Raw genomic sequence first — 15,925 nt, 5'->3', positions numbered from 1 at the left:
CCCCCCCCCCCCCCCCCCCCCCCCCCCCCCCCCCCCCCCCCCCCCCCCCCCCCCCCCCCCCCCCCCCCCCCCCCCCCCCCCCCCCGCCGCCGTATGTGATCACAGCGCGGTGAGGTGCCCCGGCTGCTCCGGCTGCCGTGGCACCAGCGCCGGTTCCGCCGCCGCCGTCCCCGGCTCCAGCGCGAGCACCGCCGCGACCGGATGCTCGTCGTGCTCGTCCTGCTCCCGGTGCCCGTCGCGCGCCTGGTCGACGAGGAGCCGGGCGTGTTCCTGGTGTCCGTCGCGCGCGTTGTCCACGAGGTGCCGGTCGTCCTCCTCGTGCTCGCCGTGCGCCTCGGGCCCTCCGGTGCGGGCGGGTCGGGGGGACGTGCGGGTCAGCAGGACCACGCCCCAGGCGGCCAGCGCCGCCCCGGCCAGGGCCAGCAGCGCGCCGCCGGCGCCGCCGCGCAGTCCCTGCCCGAGCAGGGCGAGCCCGATCACCGCCGCGGCCACCGGGTTGGTCAGGGTGACCACGGCCAGAGGCGCGCCGAGACCGCCGCGATAGGCCGTCTGCGACAGCAGCAGCCCGCTGACGGCGAACGCCGCGACGAGCACCGTGACCACGACGACCTCGACGCTGAGCAGCGGGCCGGAGCGGTCCGTGGCCGCCACGGTCACCGTCTGGGTCAGTGCCGAGGCGACACCCGAGGCGAACCCCGACGCGGTCGCGTGCCGCAGGCCCGGCCGGGCGCCGGGCCGGGACAGCACTCCGATCGCGGCGGCGGTCGTACCGGCGACCACCACCGCCTCGGTCAGTGACAGCGCCCGCGCGGGCGCCGGACCGGAGGCGGTGACCAGCAGCGCGGCGAGCCCGAGCAGCGTCAGTGCCGTACCGCGCCACTCCGCCGCGCTGACCCGCCGCCCGGCCGCCCGCGCCCCGAGCGGCACGGCCGCGACCAGGGTGAGCGCGCCCAGCGGCTGGACGAGCGTCAGCGGGCCGAACTTGAGGGCGACGACGTGCAGCAGGGCCGCGGCCGCGTTCAGACCGACCGCCGACCACCAGGCGCCGGTGCCCAGCAGCCGCAGCAGGCCGGCGCCGTTGCCGCGGGAGGCGAGGCGTTCCTGGGCGACGGCGGCCAGCGCGTAGGCGACGGCCGAGATCAGGGACAGGCCCACGGCGAGCAGGGCGGCGGCGCTCATCGGCCCGCTCCCGCGAGGACGGAGGCGTTGGGGGCGAGCCGCTCCGTGCCGCGCCCCGCCGTGGTGGCCGCCCGTCGCGGCGGGTGGATGACCGCGAGGGCGAGGCCGAGCATGGCCGTCGCGACGATCGCGTCGAGCCAGTAGTGGTTCGCCGTGCCCACGATCACCAGCAGGGTGATCAGCGGGTGCGCCAGCCACAGCCAGCGCCACCGGGACCGGGTGGCCGCGATCAGGCCGATCGCCACCATCAGCGCCCAGCCGAAGTGCAGTGAGGGCATCGCCGCGAACTGGTTGGACAGGTGGTCACTGGACGGCGGACCGTACACGGACGGGCCGTAGACCCGGGCCGTGTCCACGAGACCGGTCCCGGTCAGCATCCGGGGCGGGGCCAGCGGGAACGTGAACGGCAGCACCAGGGCGGCCGTGGTGACCACCGCCAGCACCCGGCGGGCCCACACGTAGTGCGCGGGCCGCCTGAGGTACAGCCAGACCAGGAAGGCCAGCGTGGCCGGGAAGTGCACGGTCGCGTAGTAGGTGTTCGCCGCGTGGACGAGGGTGTCGCCGTGCAGCAGTGCGGACTGCACGGAGATCTCGCCGGGGAGATGGACCGCTCGTTCGAGGTGCCACACATGGCGGGCGTTGCGGAAGGCGTCGCCGGTATGGCCGGTGGCCAGTTGCCGGCCGAGCTTGTAGACGAGGAAGAGCCCCGCGACCAGCAGAAACTCACGTATCAGAGCCGGGCGCGCGGTGGCGTCCGGCTCCGCTTCTGCCTCTGCAGGCTCGGTTCGGGCATTCATCCCCCGGCCCCTTCGCTGACGGTGTGCGTGTGGTGGTGCGGGTGAGTCCGGGAGCGCCCGGAACTCATCGATACGGTGACGTACCGATACGCCAGTGTACCGATACGGTTCGGTACCGGTACACTGGCGTATCGATTGATGTGCGCCACACTGGAGACAGTCTCCGAGGCTCGACTCGAGACCTGATCCAGTGCGCCGCGCACGAAGGACCGGCCGCACACGAGTGAGGGGAAGTAGCGCATGACGTCGCAGGCCGCGGACGAACCGGAGACGGTCCCCGCCTCGCGCCGCTCCAAGATCACGCCCGAGCGTGAGCGGGAGTTCTTCGACGCCGTGCTGGAGCAGATTCGTGAGTGCGGCTATGACTCCGTCACCATGGAGGGGGTCGCCGCCAGCACCCGGTGCAGCAAGTCCACGCTCTACCGGCAGTGGAAGACCAAGCCCCAGTTCGTCGCGGCCGCGCTGCGCGCCAACCGCCGGGTACGCTTCGCCGGCATCGACACCGGATCGCTCGCCGAGGACCTGCGCCAGGCCGCGCGGGCAGCGGGCGACTGGTCCGGCAATGACACCAAGCTGCTGCAGGCGCTGGGACACGCGGTGACCGCCGACCAGGAGCTGGCCGAGGCGCTGCGCGAGGCGCTGGTGTACCCGGAGATCGCCGCGCTGCGGGAGATCCTCGACCGCGGTGTGGCCAGGGGCGAGGTGCCGGCGGGCCACCCCGCGCTGGAGTACGTCCCCGCCATGATGTTCGGCGTCCTGCGCGTCCGGCCCGTGCTCAGCGGCCAGTACGCCGACGCCGACTACCTCGCCCGGTTCGTGGAGGCCACCGTGCTGCCCGCGCTCGGGCTGACCCAAGGACCCAGGCCGCCGTTCACGGGATGACTGAACGGTGACCTGCTCGCGCCGCACCGTGGGGACGGGGGCGGCGCGCACCCCCCGGCCGGGTGGGGCTCCTCTTGAGCGGAGGGGCGCCCCACCCGGCCGACTTCCTTCTCGCGGAAGCCGTCCGGCCGCTTCTCCCGGAAGCCGCCGGACCTCTTCCCCGGGCCGTCAGACGTCCTGGCCGTTCCCGCCGCCGGACGAGACCTTGATCCCCTTGAGGATCTCGTCGATGACGGACACCTTCTTTCCGACGTCCACGCCGAAGCGCACGACGACGATCTGCCGGGCGTCGTTCGGGGAGGGGAAGGCGACCGACTCGACGTACCCGTCGGCGCCCTTGCTGGTGACCGCCCTCCAGCGCACCAGGTAGCCCTTCTGCCCGGCCACCGTCACCGCCTCGGACGCCAGCACCTCGTGCGAGGTGATGCCGCCGTAGGTGGTACCGCCGTACGACTGCTTCGCGTTGGCCGCGATGTCCGCCTTGGCGACCTTCTCGGCCGTGTCGTCGTTGATCCCCAGCGTCACCGCCGGAGCGGTGTAGGCGCCGCCCGCGGTGCAGGTCCGGGCGCTGTTGCCCGGGCACTTGTAGGAGTCGTCGGACATCACCTGCGCGCCGACGCTGATCGCCTGGCCGGTCCAGCCCTGGGGCACCGGCAGGCTGATCCCGTTGACCGGGTCCGGCACCGTGCCGCCGCCCTTGACCTTGGGCGCCTCGGACTGCTTCGGCGAGGGCGAGGCACCGCCCGAGCCACCGGACCCGCCCGGCCTGCCGGAGCCCCCGGACCCGCCGGAGTCCCCGGACCCGCCGGAGCCCCCGGACCCGCCGGAGTCCCCGGACCCGCCGAACGGCCCGCCCTGGCCGCCGTCCTGCCCCTGCCGCGACCCGGCGCGGTCGCCGCCGCCGTCGTCCTTGGAGAGGGCGTACACGCCGACCCCGATGCTCGCCAGGACCGCGGCCGCCACCGCGACCGCTATACCGGTGCGCAGCCGGCGACGTGGCCCGGTGGCGGGCTGGTCGGGATACGCCGGATACCCCGGGTGGGCGCCGTACCCGGCGGGAGCCGAGGGCGCCGGGCCGCCGGGGGCCGGCTGCTGCGTCGGGGGACCCCATGCGGCGGCCGTGCCGGCGGGGCGGGTCTGGTCCGTCCAGGCCTTGCCGTCCCACCAGCGCTCGGTGGGCGGACCGTCATTCGTCTGCCCGGGATCGGGGTACCACCCGGGAGGAGTCACCTGCGTCATGCCCCCACCGTATGAGGCGACGGTGAAAGCGGGATGAGAGGATTGGCCGCCAATCCCGCGGACCGGAACATTTCGCCCCGGTTTTCTCCGTCACTCGTCTCTACGGCTCCCCCTGCGCCGCCTCCACCACCAGCCGCTCGGGCCCGCGCGCCGCGGCCGGCGGCAACCCGAACCCGTCGCGGCCCGGTGTCAACGACCCCAGTACGCGGGCCTGCCGGGCGCCCGTGCTGCGCGGATCGGTGCCCGGCAGGCCGTGGGCGGTCAGGAAGCCGAGGACCGCGAAGGCGTACGCCTCCTTCGCTGCCGCGGGCAGTCCCAGCTCGTCCGAGGCGCGCACCGGGACCCCGTCGAGCAGCTGCCGGAGCGTCCCGGCCAGCACCGGGTTGCGCATGCCCCCGCCGGACGCGACCACCTCGGTTGCGCCGACGCCCCGTACCGCGTCCGCGACCGTCCGGGCCGTCAGCACGGTGAGCGTCGCCAGCACGTCCTCGGGGCGGACGCCGTCGAGCAGCCCGGCCGCCCGTAGATACCCGGCGTGGAACAGCTCCTTGCCGGTCGTCTTCGGTGCCGGCAGCGCGTAGTACGGCTCCGCCAGCAGCCGCTCCAGCAGCCGCCGGTCCGCCGTGCCGCGCCCGGCCAGAGCGCCGTCCGCGTCGTACGCGAGGCGCCCGCCGCTGAACTCCCGGACCGCCGCGTCCAGCAGCGCGCAGCCCGGACCGGTGTCGAAGGCCGTCCCGTCGGGGGCGGTCAGATTGGCGATGCCGCCGATGTTCAGGGCCACCGGCCTGCCCGGCCGGCTCCTCAGCCACAGCAGGTCGACCAGGCTCACCAGCGGCGCGCCCTGGCCGCCCGCCGCGACGTCCCGGGCCCGGAAGTCGGCGACCACCGGCAGCCCGGTCGCCTCCGCGATCCAGGCCGGCTGCCCGAGCTGCAGCGTGCCGTGCACCCGGCCGTCCGCCACCCAGTGGAACACCGTCTGCCCGTGAGAGGCCACCAACTCGGCCCGCCCGCCGCACAGTTCGCGGTCCGCCCGGACGGCCGCCGCCGCGAACGCCCGCCCGATGCCGGTGTCGAGCCGGCACACCTCGGCGAGGGGCACGGCGGCCGGTGGCAGAGCCGCCGCGAGAGCCGCACGCAGACCGTCGTCGTACGGGGTGCTCACCATCCCCAGCGGCCGCAGCGTCAACGCGCCGCCGTCCAGGAGCAGTTCCGCGGCCGCGGCGTCGACCGCGTCGTACGACGTCCCCGACATCAGCCCGATCACCAGCACGGGTCAGCCCACCTCTCGAGCGGAGCGTTTCACCAGGGCCACGGCGCTCACCGCGCAGGCCGCCGCCGCGTAGTAGGCGGGCACGTCCGGGTTCCCGGTGCGCCGGACCGCCTCCGTGATGGTCAGCCCGGCGCAGCCGGAGAACAGCGCGTTCGACAGGGCGTAGGCGAGCCCGAGTCCCGTCCAGCGCACCCGGGTCGGGAACATCTCGGCGAGCAGCGCGGGCCCCGGCCCCGCCATCAGCCCCAGCACCGCCCCCGCGGCACACAGGGCCCACCCCTTCGCCGCGCTCGACGCGCCCGGATCCTGGAGGACGCCGAGCAGGGGCAGTGAGGTCACCACCACCAGCAAGGCGCCCGTGAGCAGCACCGGCCGCCGCCCGACCCGGTCGCTGAGCAGCCCCGCCGGGAGGATCACCGCCGCGAAGGAGGCGTTGGCCGGCACCGCGGCGAGCAGTGCGTGCCGGAGGTCCGCGTGCAGCGCCACCTGCAGGTACGACGGCAGCACGACCAGGAAGGTGTACCCGGCCGCCGACCAGCCCATCACCCGCGCCGCCGCGAGCACGAGCGCCCCGCGGCCGAGCCGCACGGCCGGCTCCTCCGGCCCCGCCGCGCGCTCCAGGAACGACGGCGTCTCCGCCAGCCCCGCCCGCAGCCACAGCGCCACCAGCCCCAGCGGCAACGCCAGCAGGAACGGCAGCCGCCAGCCCCACGCGGACAGCTGGGCGTCGGTGAGCGCCGACGCCGTCACCGCCGTCACCCCCGCCCCGCCGAGCAGCCCCAGCGCCACCGTGAACGACTGCCACGCCCCGTACAGCCCTCGCCGGCCCGGCGGCGCGAACTCCGTCAGCACCGTCACCGCGCCGCCGAACTCGCCGCCCGCCGCGAGCCCCTGAACCACCCTCAGCAGGGTCAGCAGCCAGGGGGCGAGGGCACCGGCGGTGTCGTACGTCGGCAGCGCACCGATCAGCGCGGTCGCCCCCGACATCAGCGCGACCACCCCGATCAGCACCGGCCGCCGCCCCCACCGGTCACCTAGCCTGCCGAACAGCACCGCGCCGAGCGGCCGGAAGAAGAACGCCAGCGCGAACGAGGCATAGGTCCACACGAGCGCCCCGGCCGTGCCGCCGTCCGCCGGGGCGAAGAACCGCCCCGCCAGCACCGTGGCCAGAAAGCCGTAGACACCGAACTCGTACCACTCCACGAGGTTCCCCACCGACCCCGCGGCCACCGCCCGCACCGTCGGCCCGCGCGGCACCGCGCGGCTGCCGGAAACCGGCTTCGTCCCAGACACCGTTGACGCTCCGTCCGCTGCTCACCCGCTGGTCGGGCCCGGTCGGCGTCGCCCGCCCGCACCCACTTTCACCCGGCGGGGCAGCAGGTGCCCCGACCGGCCACCACACATCCCACCGGACGGCTACGCTCGTGGTCTGTACGTCATTCGGGCGACCTGGGGAGGTAACGGGATGACGGAGGGACGGCCGCCGGCGGCCGCCTCGGCTTCCCTGTGGGAGCGGGACGCGGAGATCGCCACCGTCGCACAGGCGCTGGACCGCCTGTGCGCCGACCAGTCGTCCGGGGGCAGCCTGCTCGTCCTCCGCGGCGAGGCCGGGCTCAGCAAGACGGCGCTGCTCACCGAGACGCGCCGCATCGCCGAACGCCGCGGCTGCGCGGTCTGGTCCGCCCGCGGAGCCGAGACACTGAGGTCCGTTCCGTTCCACGTGGTGCGGCAGCTGCTCCAGCCCGCGCTGCTGTCCTTACTGCCCGAGGAGGCCCGCGAGTACCTCGGCGACTGGTACGACATCGCGGGACCCGCCCTCGGCATAGTGGACCCCCAGGAGGGCAGCCCCGATCCGCAGTACGTGTGCGACGGACTCGTCGCGGCGGTGCGCCGGCTCGCCCGCCGCGAATGGCCGCTCGTGCTGCTCGTCGACGACGCGCACTGGGCCGACCAGGAGACCCTGCGCTGGCTCGCCGCGTTCGCCGAACGGCTGGAGGACCTGCCCGTCCTCGTCGTGGTCGCCCGCCGGCCCGGCGAGGTCGGCGGGGACAGCGCCCGCCACCTCGAGGCGGTGGCCGCCGCCGCGGACCGCCCCGTCACCACCCTGAGCGCCCTCACCCCCGACGCCACCGCCGGGCTCACCCGTGCCACCGTCGGCCGGCACGCCGACGACGCCTTCTGCCGCGAGGTCTGGGCCGTCACCGCCGGCAACCCCTACGAGACCGTCGAACTCCTCGCCAAGGTGCACGACAGCGAACTCCAGCCGGTCGAGGCCAGGGCCGGAGAACTCCGCGCCCTCAACCGGGCCGCGCGCGGCGGCGGACTGGTCGACCGGCTCAAGGGCCTCGGCCTGGAGGCCACCCAGTTCGCCTGGGCCGCCGCCATCCTCGACACCCCCATCACCGTCGGCATGGTCGCGCGCCTCGCCACCATGGACGACGACATCGCCCGCCGCTGCGCAGAACTCCTCTGCGACGCGCGCATCCTCACCGAACCCGGCCCCGCCGCCGGCACCGAAACCGAGGACGGCCGGCTGGAGTTCGTCCACCCGCTGATCGCCACCGCCGTCTACAACTCCATCCCGCCCGGCATGTGCACCGCCATGCACGGCGTCGCCGCCCAGATCATCACCGAGCTGGGCCGCGGCGCCGCCGAGGCCGCCCGGCACCTGCTCAAGGTCCACCCGGACGACGACGAGGAACTCGTCGAACAGCTGCGCGAGGCGGCCCGGGAACACCTCGCCGTCGGCGCGCCCGACGCGGCCCGCCGCTGTCTGGAACGCGCCCTCCAGGAGCCGCCCCGCCCCGACGTCCACGCGCACGTCCTCTACGAACTGGGCTGCGCCACGCTGCTGACCGCACCCGCCGTCACCATCGACCACCTGCAGAGCGCGCTCGCCATGCCCGGCCTCGACGGCGACGACCGCGTCGGCGCCGTCGTCCGTCTCTCCCAGGCACTGCTCCACAACGACCAGCTGGAGGAGGCCGTCCGCACGGTCGAGGCCGAGGCCGCCCGGCACGACGCCGGCCCCGTCCGGATGCGGCTGCAGGCCTTCCAGTACATGTGGGAGGGCATCCACGGCGAGACGGTCTCCCCGGCCCGCTCCCAGAGCCTCGCCGAACTCGCCCGTACCTGCTCCGGCCGCGACAACGCCGAACGCGCCCTGCTGATCCTGCGCGGCTTCGACGCGATGACCCACGGCGAGAGCGCCGCCGAGGTCCTCGAACTGTGCGACCGGGCCCTCGTCAACGGCCGTCTCGCGCCCGGCCTCGGCTGGACCGACCCCGAATGGGGCATGGAACTGCTGATGATGCTGGGCAGCGCGTACACCTACGCCGACCGGCTCGACCGCGCCGAGAGCCTCTTCGCCGAGGCCCGCCGCGTGTACACGGGCGCCGGCTGGCGCGGCGGCCACCTCTCCCTCGCCAACGCCTTCCTCGGCCTCGCCTACCGCAGACAGGGGCGGCTCAAGGACGCCGAGAACACCCTGCGTGAGGGCCTCGCGCTCGCCGAACGCGTCGGCCGCGGCCTGCCGCTGTACTGGTCCTCCACGTGCGGACTCGTCGACACCCTGCTGGCGCGCGGCCGCGTCGACGAGGCCTGGTCGATCGCCGCACAGTACGGCTTCGCACCGCCGTACCCCTCCACGATCGTGCTGCCCGACATCCGGTCCGTGCGCGGCCGGCTGCTGCTCGCCGTCGGCCGCACCGAGGAGGGCATCAACGAACTCGAGGCCGCCGAGAAGACCGCCGCCTCCCGCGGCGGCCACAACCCCGTGCTCGCCCCGTGGTCCATCGACCTCGCCAAGGCCCTCGCCGACCAGGATCCGGCCCGTGCCGCCCAGCTCGCCGCCGACGCCCGCCGGCAGGCCGAGCGCTTCGGCACGGACACCGCCATCGGCGAGGCCCTGCGCTGCGCGGCCGCCCTGGAGACCGGACAGCGCGCGATCCGGCTCGCCGGCCAGGCCGTCACCTACCTGGAGGCCTCACCCTGCCAGTACGAACACGCGGCGGCCCGGGTCGAGTACGGCATCGCCGCCGGCTCGGTCGCGGAACTCGAGCGGGGCCTCGATCTCGCCCGGGCGTGCGGAGCGGACGGGCTGGTGGCGCAGGCGAAGGAGGCGTTGGACGCACGGCGGGTGCGCTAGGACCGGCCGACCGTGGGATGACCGCGGGCCGGCCGCGGGGGCACCCTCACCCCTCGGGCGCCTCCTCCTCGGCCAGCACCCGCTGGGCCACCGCGAAGGCAGAGTTGGCGGCCGGTACCCCGCAGTAGACGGCGGTCTGCAGCAGTACCGCGGCGATCTCCTGCGGGGTCAGGCCGTTGCGCCGCGCCGCCCGGACGTGCAGGGCCAGTTCGTCGAGGTGACCGTGCGCGACCAGCGCGGTCAGGGTGATCAGGCTGCGCTCGCGGCGGGACAGTGCCGGGTCGGTCCAGACCTCCCCCCAGGCGTAGCGGGAGATGAAGTCCTGGAAGCGGGCCGTGAACGGGGTCTGCCGGGCCTGCGCCCGGTCCACGTGGGCGTCGCCCAGCACCTGACGGCGTACGGCCATGCCGCTCGCGGGCGTCCCGTCGAGCTGGGTGCGCAGGGCGGTGAGCACGGCCCGCGGGCACTGGGCGGGGGCCAGGTGGGAGGCCCCGGGCAGTTCCACCAGCGTCGAGGACGGCACCGCGTCGGCGATCTCCCGCAGGTGCGCGGGCGGCGTCGCGGGGTCCTGCCGGCCCGCCACCAGGAGGGTCGGTACGGTGATGTCGCCGAGCCGGTCGCGCAGGTCGAAGGAGGCGAGCGCGTCGCAGCAGGCGGCGTACGCCCCGGGGTCGGCCTCGCGGTGGTCCCGTACGAGACGGGGCTCGGTGAACCCGGGCGTGAACCAGCGTGCGTCGGCGCTCTCCACCAGCCACTCCAGGCCCTCCCGGCGCACCCGCTCCGCCCGCTCCCGCCAGGGGGTCTCACCGCCGAAGTGGGCGGAGGAACACAGGACCGCCAGGGACGACAGCCGGTCGGGGTGGTGCACGGCCAGGTGCAGGCCGACCGCGCCGCCGAGGGAGACGCCCGCGTAGGCGAACCGGTCGATGCCGAGCGTGTCGGCGAGGGCCAGTACCAGCGCGGCGAGGTCGCCGACGGTCGCACCGGGGCCGATCAGGTCCGCCGCCGAACCCCCGTGTCCCGGCAGGTCCCAGCGCACGACCCGGTGGCCGGCCGACAGCTCCGGGGCCACCTGGTCCCACAGGGCGTGGGAGGTGCCGAGCGAGGGGCCGAGCAGCAGCGCGGGAGCGGAAGAGGGGCCTTCTTCGCGGTGGGCGAGGAGTTTCACGGTCAAGGTCGCTCCAGGGCACGGTCGGTGAGGGCGCCGGCGAAGCCGGTGTAGCGGGCGGGGTCCGTCAGTTCGTCGAGGTCGGCGTCCCGCAACTCCGGCTCGGCGGCGAGGAGTTCGCGCAGCGGGCGCTCCTCGGTGTCTGCCCGGCGGGCGAGTTCGGTGAGGAGTGCCTTGGCGCGGGCGCGGCCGAGACGGGGTGCCAGCGCGGCGGACAGCCGCTCCGAGACGATCAGACCCCGGGTGCGGCCGAGGTTGTGGTGCATGGCCGCCGTGTTCACCCGCAGGCCCTCCGCCAGCCCGGCCGCGTCGCGGGCCGCGCCGCCGGCCAGCCGGAGCAGTTCGCGCAGCGGCTCCCACTCGGCGTGCCAGGCCCCGGCCGGCCGTTCGTCCCCGGCGGCGAGGGAGCCGTACAGGGTGGCCGCGAGCTGCGGGGCCCGGCGGGCGGCGGACGCGAGGAGGGTGGAGCGTACCGGGTTGGCCTTGTGCGGCATGGCCGACGAGCCGCCGCCGCTGCCCTCGGCCACCTCGCCGATCTCGGTGCGCGACAGCGTCAGCACGTCCTCGGCCATCTTGCCCAGCGCCCCCACGGCGAACGCGAGACAGCCGGCCAGATCGGCGACGGGCGTCCGCAGGGTGTGCCAGGGCAACGGCGCTGCGGCCAGGCCGACCTCCCGGGCGTACGCCTGCGTCAGCGCGCTCGCGTCCTCGGCGCCGTACTCCCGCAGGGCGGCCAGCGTCCCGGCCGCGCCCCCGAGTTGCGCGGGCAGTGTCCGCCGTACCCGGGTGATCCGGTCCCGCGCGTCCAGCACCAGGGAGCGCCACCCGGCCGCCTTCAGGCCGAACGTCGTCGGCACCGCGTGCTGGGTGAGGGTGCGCCCCGGCATGGGTGTGTCCCGGTGGGTGGCGGCCAGCAGGGCGAGGGCGCGCTCGGTGCGGCCGAGGTCGGCGAGGACCGGCTCCAGGGCGCGCGCGGCGACCAGCATGAGGGCGGTGTCCAGGATGTCCTGGCTGGTCGCGCCCCGGTGCACCGAGGAACCGTACGGCTCGCCCACCGCCCGGGTGAGGTCGGCGACGAGCGGGATGACCGGGTTGCCGCCGGCGCGGGCGCGTTCGGCGAGGGAGCGGACGTCGAAGCGGGCGGGGTCGGCCGCCTCGGTCACCGCGGTGGCGGCCTCGGCCGGGGCGAGGCCCAGCGCGGCCTGGGCGCGGGTCAGGGCGGCCTCGGCGTCGAGCAGGGCCCGCAGGCAGGCGGTGTCGCTCGTGGCGCTCGCGGCCGGGGCACCGGCCCACCCGGGGCCGAGCAGGCCGCTGTCGCCGTCGTCGGCCGCTGAGGGAACTGCTGTCACCGGAACTCCAGGAAGACCGTCTCGCCTTCGCCCTGAAGGCGGATGTCGAAACGGTAGGTGCCGCCCGGCTCCTCGCCCGCGATCAGCGTGTCGCGCCGGTCGCCCACCCGGGTGAGCAGCGGGTCGGCGGCCAGCAGGACCTCGTCGCCCGGCAGGTAGATCCGGGTGAACAGGTGCGTGAGCAGACCGCGGGCGAAGACGCAGACGCTCAGGTACGGCGCGTTGCGGCCGCGGCCGCCGGGTCGCAGGGTACGGGCGTACCAGTGGCCGTTCGCGTCGGTCCGGGCGCGGCCCCAGCCGGTGAACTCCACGCCGTTGCGGCCCAGGAAGCCCCCGGTGGCGGGGTCGCGCCGCAGGGAGCCGTCCACCTGGGGGACCGTGCCGTCGGGGCGCGGCCCCCACACCTCGACGAAGGCGTCCGGCAGCGGCTCGCCCGCGCCGTCGAGGACGTACCCGTGCACGGTGACGGTGTCCGGGTGGGCGAGCGGTGCGATCTCCTCCCCGCCGCGGAAGGGCAGGGCATGGCCGTAGAAGGGGCCGACCGTGTGGGAGGGGGTGGGCAGCACCTGTTCCGGGCTGCTCGTGCCGGTCTTCGTCATGGTGGTCAGCGTCCTTCTTCCGTCCAGGTGGCGGCCGGGCCGTCGAGCACGATGTCCCAGTGGTAGCCGAGCGAGAACTCCGGCACCGACAGGCTGTGGTCGTAGGTGGCGATCAGCCGCCGCCGGGCCGCGTCGTCCGTCACGGACTGCAGGATCGGGTCGTACGGGAAGAGCGGGTCGTTCGGGAAGTACATCTGCGTCACCAGCCGCTGGGTGAACGCGGTGCCGAACACCGAGAAGTGGATGTGGGCGGGGCGCCAGGCGTTGACGTGGTTGCGCCACGGGTAGGGGCCGGGCTGGACGGTGGTGAAGCGGTAGCGGCCGTCGGCGTCGGTGAGGGTGCGGCCGACGCCGGTGAAGTTCGGGTCGAGCGGCGCGTCGTGCTGCTCGCGCTGGTGGGCGTAGCGGCCGGCGGAGTTGGCCTGCCAGATCTCGATCAGCTGGCCGCGGACCGGCCGCCCGGCACGGTCCAGCAGCCGCCCGGAGACGGTGATCCGCTCGCCGATCGGCTCCCCGGTGTGCTGCCGGGTGAGGTCGTTGTCGATCTCGGTGATGTCGCGCTCCCCGAACGCGGGGGAGTGCAGCTCCACCAGCTCGGGGTCCGCGCCGGTGTCGATGGCGACCGGGGGCTGCTTCGGGTGGCGCAGCAGCGAGGAGCGGTAGGGCGCGTAGTCGCGGCGCGGGTGGTGCTCGACGGGCCCGCCGTCCGCGATCCGCTTCTCGTACGCGGCGTGTTCGGCCGCGATCTCCTGATCGATGTCCTGCTGGGTGAGAGTCATGGGGGTACCTGACGCTTCCTTACCGTTCGAGGACGGGGGCGAGGTCCTGGCCCACGCCGATGCGGAGGGTGGCCACACCGGGGCCGGAGCCGCGGCGGGCGAGCTGGTGGGCGACGGTGCGGTTCTCCTCCCCGGCGCGGTTGTAGCGGCCGATCGGGGTGCGGACGGCGTCGACGAGGTAGACGGGGTTCACAGCAGGTTCTCCGCGAGGGTCAGTTCGGCGTCGGTCCTGGTGACGACCTCGTCGACGGACACGCCCGGTGCGGTCTCCACCAGGGCGAGCCCGTCGTCGGTGACGTCCAGTACGGCCAGGTCGGTGATGACCCGGTTCACACACGCCTTGCCCGTGAGCGGCAACGTGCACTCCTTGAGGATCTTCGCGGAGCCGTCCTTCGTGGTGTGCGTCATCACCACGATCACCCGCCGGGCTCCGTGCACGAGGTCCATCGCGCCCCCGATGCCGGTGACGAGCTTGCCCGGCACCGCCCAGTTGGCGAGGTCGCCGCCGGCGGAGACCTGCATCGCGCCGAGCACGGCCACGTCGACGTGCCCGCCGCGGATCATCGCGAAGGACAGCGCCGAGTCGAAGAAGGAGGCGCCCGGCAGGACCGTCACGGTCTCCTTGCCCGCGTTGATCAGATCGGGGTCCACCTGGTCCTCGGCCGGGTACGGGCCGGTGCCCAGGATGCCGTTCTCCGACTCCAGGACCACCTCGACATGCGGAGGAAGGTGGTTCGGGATCAGCGTCGGCAGGCCGATGCCGAGGTTGACGTACTGGCCGTCGCGCAGCTCGCGGGCCGCGCGGGCCGCCATCTCCTCGCGTGTCCAGGCCATCAGCCGCTCACCGTCCGCCGCTCGATCCGCTTGTCCGCCGCCTGCTCCGGGGTGAGCGCCACGACCCGCTGTACGAAGACCCCCGGCACGTGCACCGCGTCCGGATCGATCTCGCCGGGCTCGACCAGCTCCTCCACCTCGGCGACCGTGATCCGGCCGGCCATCGCGGCGAGGGGGTTGAAGTTCCGGGCGGACCGGTTGAACACCAGGTTTCCGTGCCGGTCGCCCCTGGCGGCCCTCACCAGCGCGAAGTCGGTGCGGATGGCGCGCTCGAGGACGTACTCCACGCCGTCGAACTCCCGCACCTCCTTCGGCGGCGAGGCCAGCGCGACCTCGCCCCGGCCGTCGTAGCGCCAGGGCAGTCCGCCCTCGGCGACCTGGGTGCCGACCCCGGCCGGGGTGTAGAAGGCGGGGATGCCGGCGCCGCCCGCGCGCAGCCGCTCGGCCAGCGTGCCCTGCGGGATCAGCTCCACCTCCAGCTCACCGGCCAGGTACTGGCGGGCGAACTCCTTGTTGGCGCCGATGTAGGAGCCGGTCACCCGGGCGATCCGCCCCGCGGCCAGCAGCACCGCGAGCCCGGTCTCCATCGCGCCGCAGTTGTTCGACACCACGCCCAGCCCGCCGACGCCGCGCTCGTACAGCGCCTGGATCAGCACGTCGGGCACACCGCTGAGCCCGAACCCGCCGACGGCGAGCGACGCGCCGTCCGGCACATCGGCCACCGCCGCCACGGCCGTGGCGACCACCTTGTCCATCCGCGAAGCCTCATCTCTCCCGGAATTAATCAGCGTACTGAGTATTTCAGCGAGGTGGTCCACACGCTGCCACCAGAGGAGAGGGCCGTCAAGGCCTGAGTAAATGGGTAGGGTCATGTGGGACAGAGGGGCTGATCGCCGGGTATCGTTCAGTGCACCAACGAATCGATCAGGGGAGCGCACATGGCCGCGGTGGACCTCGCCACCCATCCCGGGCACCTGGCGCGGCGGCTCCAGCAGGCCCACTACCTGCTGTGGAACACGATGGTCTCGGAGGAGATCACCTCGCCGCAGTTCGCGGTCATGAACGCGCTCGTCGCCGAGCCCGGCCTCGACCAGCGGACCGTGGGGGAGCGGGTGGGCCTGGACCGGTCGACCATCGCCGAGGTCATCAGCCGGCTCGGCCGCCGCGGGCTGCTGCACAAGGTGCGCGATCCCGAGGACGGCCGGCGCTCCCTGCTCCGCCTCACCGACGAGGGCCTGCGCACCCACCGCAAGCTGGCCGTGCGTACCGCCCGGATGAACCAGGTGTTCCTCGCCCCGCTGTCCGCCGAGGAGCAGACCGTGTTCTTCGACCTGATCCGCCGGGTCGCGGACGCGGCCGAGGACCTGCGCAACCCGGCCGAGCCGCCGGTCACCCGGGGCTGACCGAGGGGCTGACGGCCGGGCCGGCCCGCTCGGCCGTGCCGCCGGGTGCCGGAGCCGGCCGCGGTCCTACGGCTCCGGCGCGAACACCACCCACACCTGGCCGGTGGCGAAGTCCATCCGGCTGCCGTCCCCCGCCGTGAACGTCGTGCCGTCCGTCGCGGGGGGGGGGGGGGGGGGGGGGGGGAAGGGAAGGCAAGTGGGGGGCAACCCCGCCCTCCCCGAGCCTAACCTCCCCGTGTTCGGGGTGGGGCTGATGAATACGGTGGGGTGGAAAGAGGG

At 74.7% G+C, this 15,925-nt stretch carries 15 protein-coding genes; 3 read left to right on the top strand and 12 right to left on the bottom strand.

What is annotated here, in order from left to right; genetic code table 11:
* Window positions 1-99: 99 nt before the first annotated feature.
* Both ACZ5CW_RS40055 and ACZ5CW_RS40050 read right to left on the bottom strand, forming a co-directional pair.
* On the bottom strand, window positions 100-1,179 hold the full coding sequence (locus tag ACZ5CW_RS40055; RefSeq protein ID WP_468610564.1) for a DMT family protein: 1,080 nt from the start codon (window positions 1,177-1,179) through the stop codon (window positions 100-102).
* Complete coding sequence (locus ACZ5CW_RS40050) at window positions 1,176-1,976, bottom strand: phosphatase PAP2 family protein (protein WP_468610562.1); 801 nt, start codon at window positions 1,974-1,976, stop codon at window positions 1,176-1,178. The genes ACZ5CW_RS40055 and ACZ5CW_RS40050 overlap by 4 nt, the downstream gene beginning before the upstream one ends.
* Before the next feature lie 240 nt (window positions 1,977-2,216).
* On the opposite strand from ACZ5CW_RS40050, the gene ACZ5CW_RS40045 reads away from it, so the two are divergent.
* Window positions 2,217-2,858, top strand: a complete 642-nt coding sequence (locus tag ACZ5CW_RS40045) for a TetR/AcrR family transcriptional regulator (RefSeq protein ID WP_468610561.1) — start codon at window positions 2,217-2,219, stop codon at window positions 2,856-2,858.
* 168 nt (window positions 2,859-3,026) lie between these two features.
* Here the strand turns inward: ACZ5CW_RS40045 and ACZ5CW_RS40040 are convergent, their stop codons facing one another.
* The 3 genes from ACZ5CW_RS40040 to ACZ5CW_RS40030 form a co-directional block, all read right to left on the bottom strand.
* Entirely contained in the window at window positions 3,027-4,097 is a 1,071-nt protein-coding gene (locus ACZ5CW_RS40040; protein WP_468610559.1) for a DUF2510 domain-containing protein, read from the bottom strand.
* Window positions 4,098-4,197: 100 nt separating this feature from the next.
* Complete coding sequence (locus ACZ5CW_RS40035; RefSeq protein ID WP_468610557.1) at window positions 4,198-5,367, bottom strand: anhydro-N-acetylmuramic acid kinase; 1,170 nt, start codon at window positions 5,365-5,367, stop codon at window positions 4,198-4,200.
* A 3-nt stretch (window positions 5,368-5,370) separates the two neighbouring features.
* Complete coding sequence (locus ACZ5CW_RS40030) at window positions 5,371-6,528, bottom strand: MFS transporter (protein WP_468610566.1); 1,158 nt, start codon at window positions 6,526-6,528, stop codon at window positions 5,371-5,373.
* A gap of 304 nt (window positions 6,529-6,832) precedes the next feature.
* Here ACZ5CW_RS40030 and ACZ5CW_RS40025 point away from each other — a divergent pair, with 304 nt between their 5' ends.
* Complete coding sequence (locus ACZ5CW_RS40025; RefSeq protein WP_468610555.1) at window positions 6,833-9,514, top strand: ATP-binding protein; 2,682 nt, start codon at window positions 6,833-6,835, stop codon at window positions 9,512-9,514.
* Between the two features lie 46 nt (window positions 9,515-9,560).
* Here the strand turns inward: ACZ5CW_RS40025 and pcaDC are convergent, their stop codons facing one another.
* The 7 genes from pcaDC to ACZ5CW_RS39990 are packed head-to-tail and all read right to left on the bottom strand — an operon-like array spanning window position 9,561 to window position 14,998.
* Entirely contained in the window at window positions 9,561-10,688 is a 1,128-nt protein-coding gene (gene pcaDC / locus ACZ5CW_RS40020; RefSeq protein WP_468610553.1) for a bifunctional 3-oxoadipate enol-lactonase/4-carboxymuconolactone decarboxylase PcaDC, read from the bottom strand.
* Window positions 10,685-12,031: a 3-carboxy-cis,cis-muconate cycloisomerase gene (gene pcaB / locus ACZ5CW_RS40015; protein ID WP_468610551.1), complete on the bottom strand. Its 1,347-nt coding sequence runs from the start codon at window positions 12,029-12,031 to the stop codon at window positions 10,685-10,687. Before pcaB ends, pcaDC begins: the two co-directional genes overlap by 4 nt.
* Complete coding sequence (pcaG, locus tag ACZ5CW_RS40010; RefSeq protein ID WP_468610549.1) at window positions 12,028-12,630, bottom strand: protocatechuate 3,4-dioxygenase subunit alpha; 603 nt, start codon at window positions 12,628-12,630, stop codon at window positions 12,028-12,030. Before pcaG ends, pcaB begins: the two co-directional genes overlap by 4 nt.
* A gap of 5 nt (window positions 12,631-12,635) precedes the next feature.
* On the bottom strand, window positions 12,636-13,409 hold the full coding sequence (gene pcaH, locus ACZ5CW_RS40005; protein ID WP_468610547.1) for a protocatechuate 3,4-dioxygenase subunit beta: 774 nt from the start codon (window positions 13,407-13,409) through the stop codon (window positions 12,636-12,638).
* Window positions 13,410-13,428: 19 nt separating this feature from the next.
* A complete protein-coding gene (locus tag ACZ5CW_RS40000) occupies window positions 13,429-13,602 on the bottom strand; it encodes a hypothetical protein (protein WP_468610545.1) in 174 nt (57 codons plus the stop codon).
* Window positions 13,599-14,243, bottom strand: coding sequence for a CoA transferase subunit B (locus ACZ5CW_RS39995; protein WP_468610543.1), 645 nt, complete (start codon window positions 14,241-14,243; stop codon window positions 13,599-13,601). The genes ACZ5CW_RS40000 and ACZ5CW_RS39995 overlap by 4 nt, the downstream gene beginning before the upstream one ends.
* The gene (locus ACZ5CW_RS39990; RefSeq protein WP_468610541.1) at window positions 14,243-14,998 is read right to left on the bottom strand and encodes a CoA transferase subunit A; all 756 of its coding nucleotides are present in this window, start codon (window positions 14,996-14,998) and stop codon (window positions 14,243-14,245) included. Before ACZ5CW_RS39990 ends, ACZ5CW_RS39995 begins: the two co-directional genes overlap by 1 nt.
* A 183-nt stretch (window positions 14,999-15,181) precedes the next feature.
* Between ACZ5CW_RS39990 and ACZ5CW_RS39985 the strand changes: the two genes are divergently transcribed.
* A complete protein-coding gene (locus ACZ5CW_RS39985; RefSeq protein ID WP_468610539.1) occupies window positions 15,182-15,646 on the top strand; it encodes a MarR family winged helix-turn-helix transcriptional regulator in 465 nt (154 codons plus the stop codon).
* Window positions 15,647-15,925: the final 279 nt, after the last annotated feature.

The sequence above is a fragment of the Streptomyces sp. NPDC031379 genome (assembly GCF_055569615.1).
This window is presented reverse-complemented; position numbering and strand designations above follow the sequence as displayed.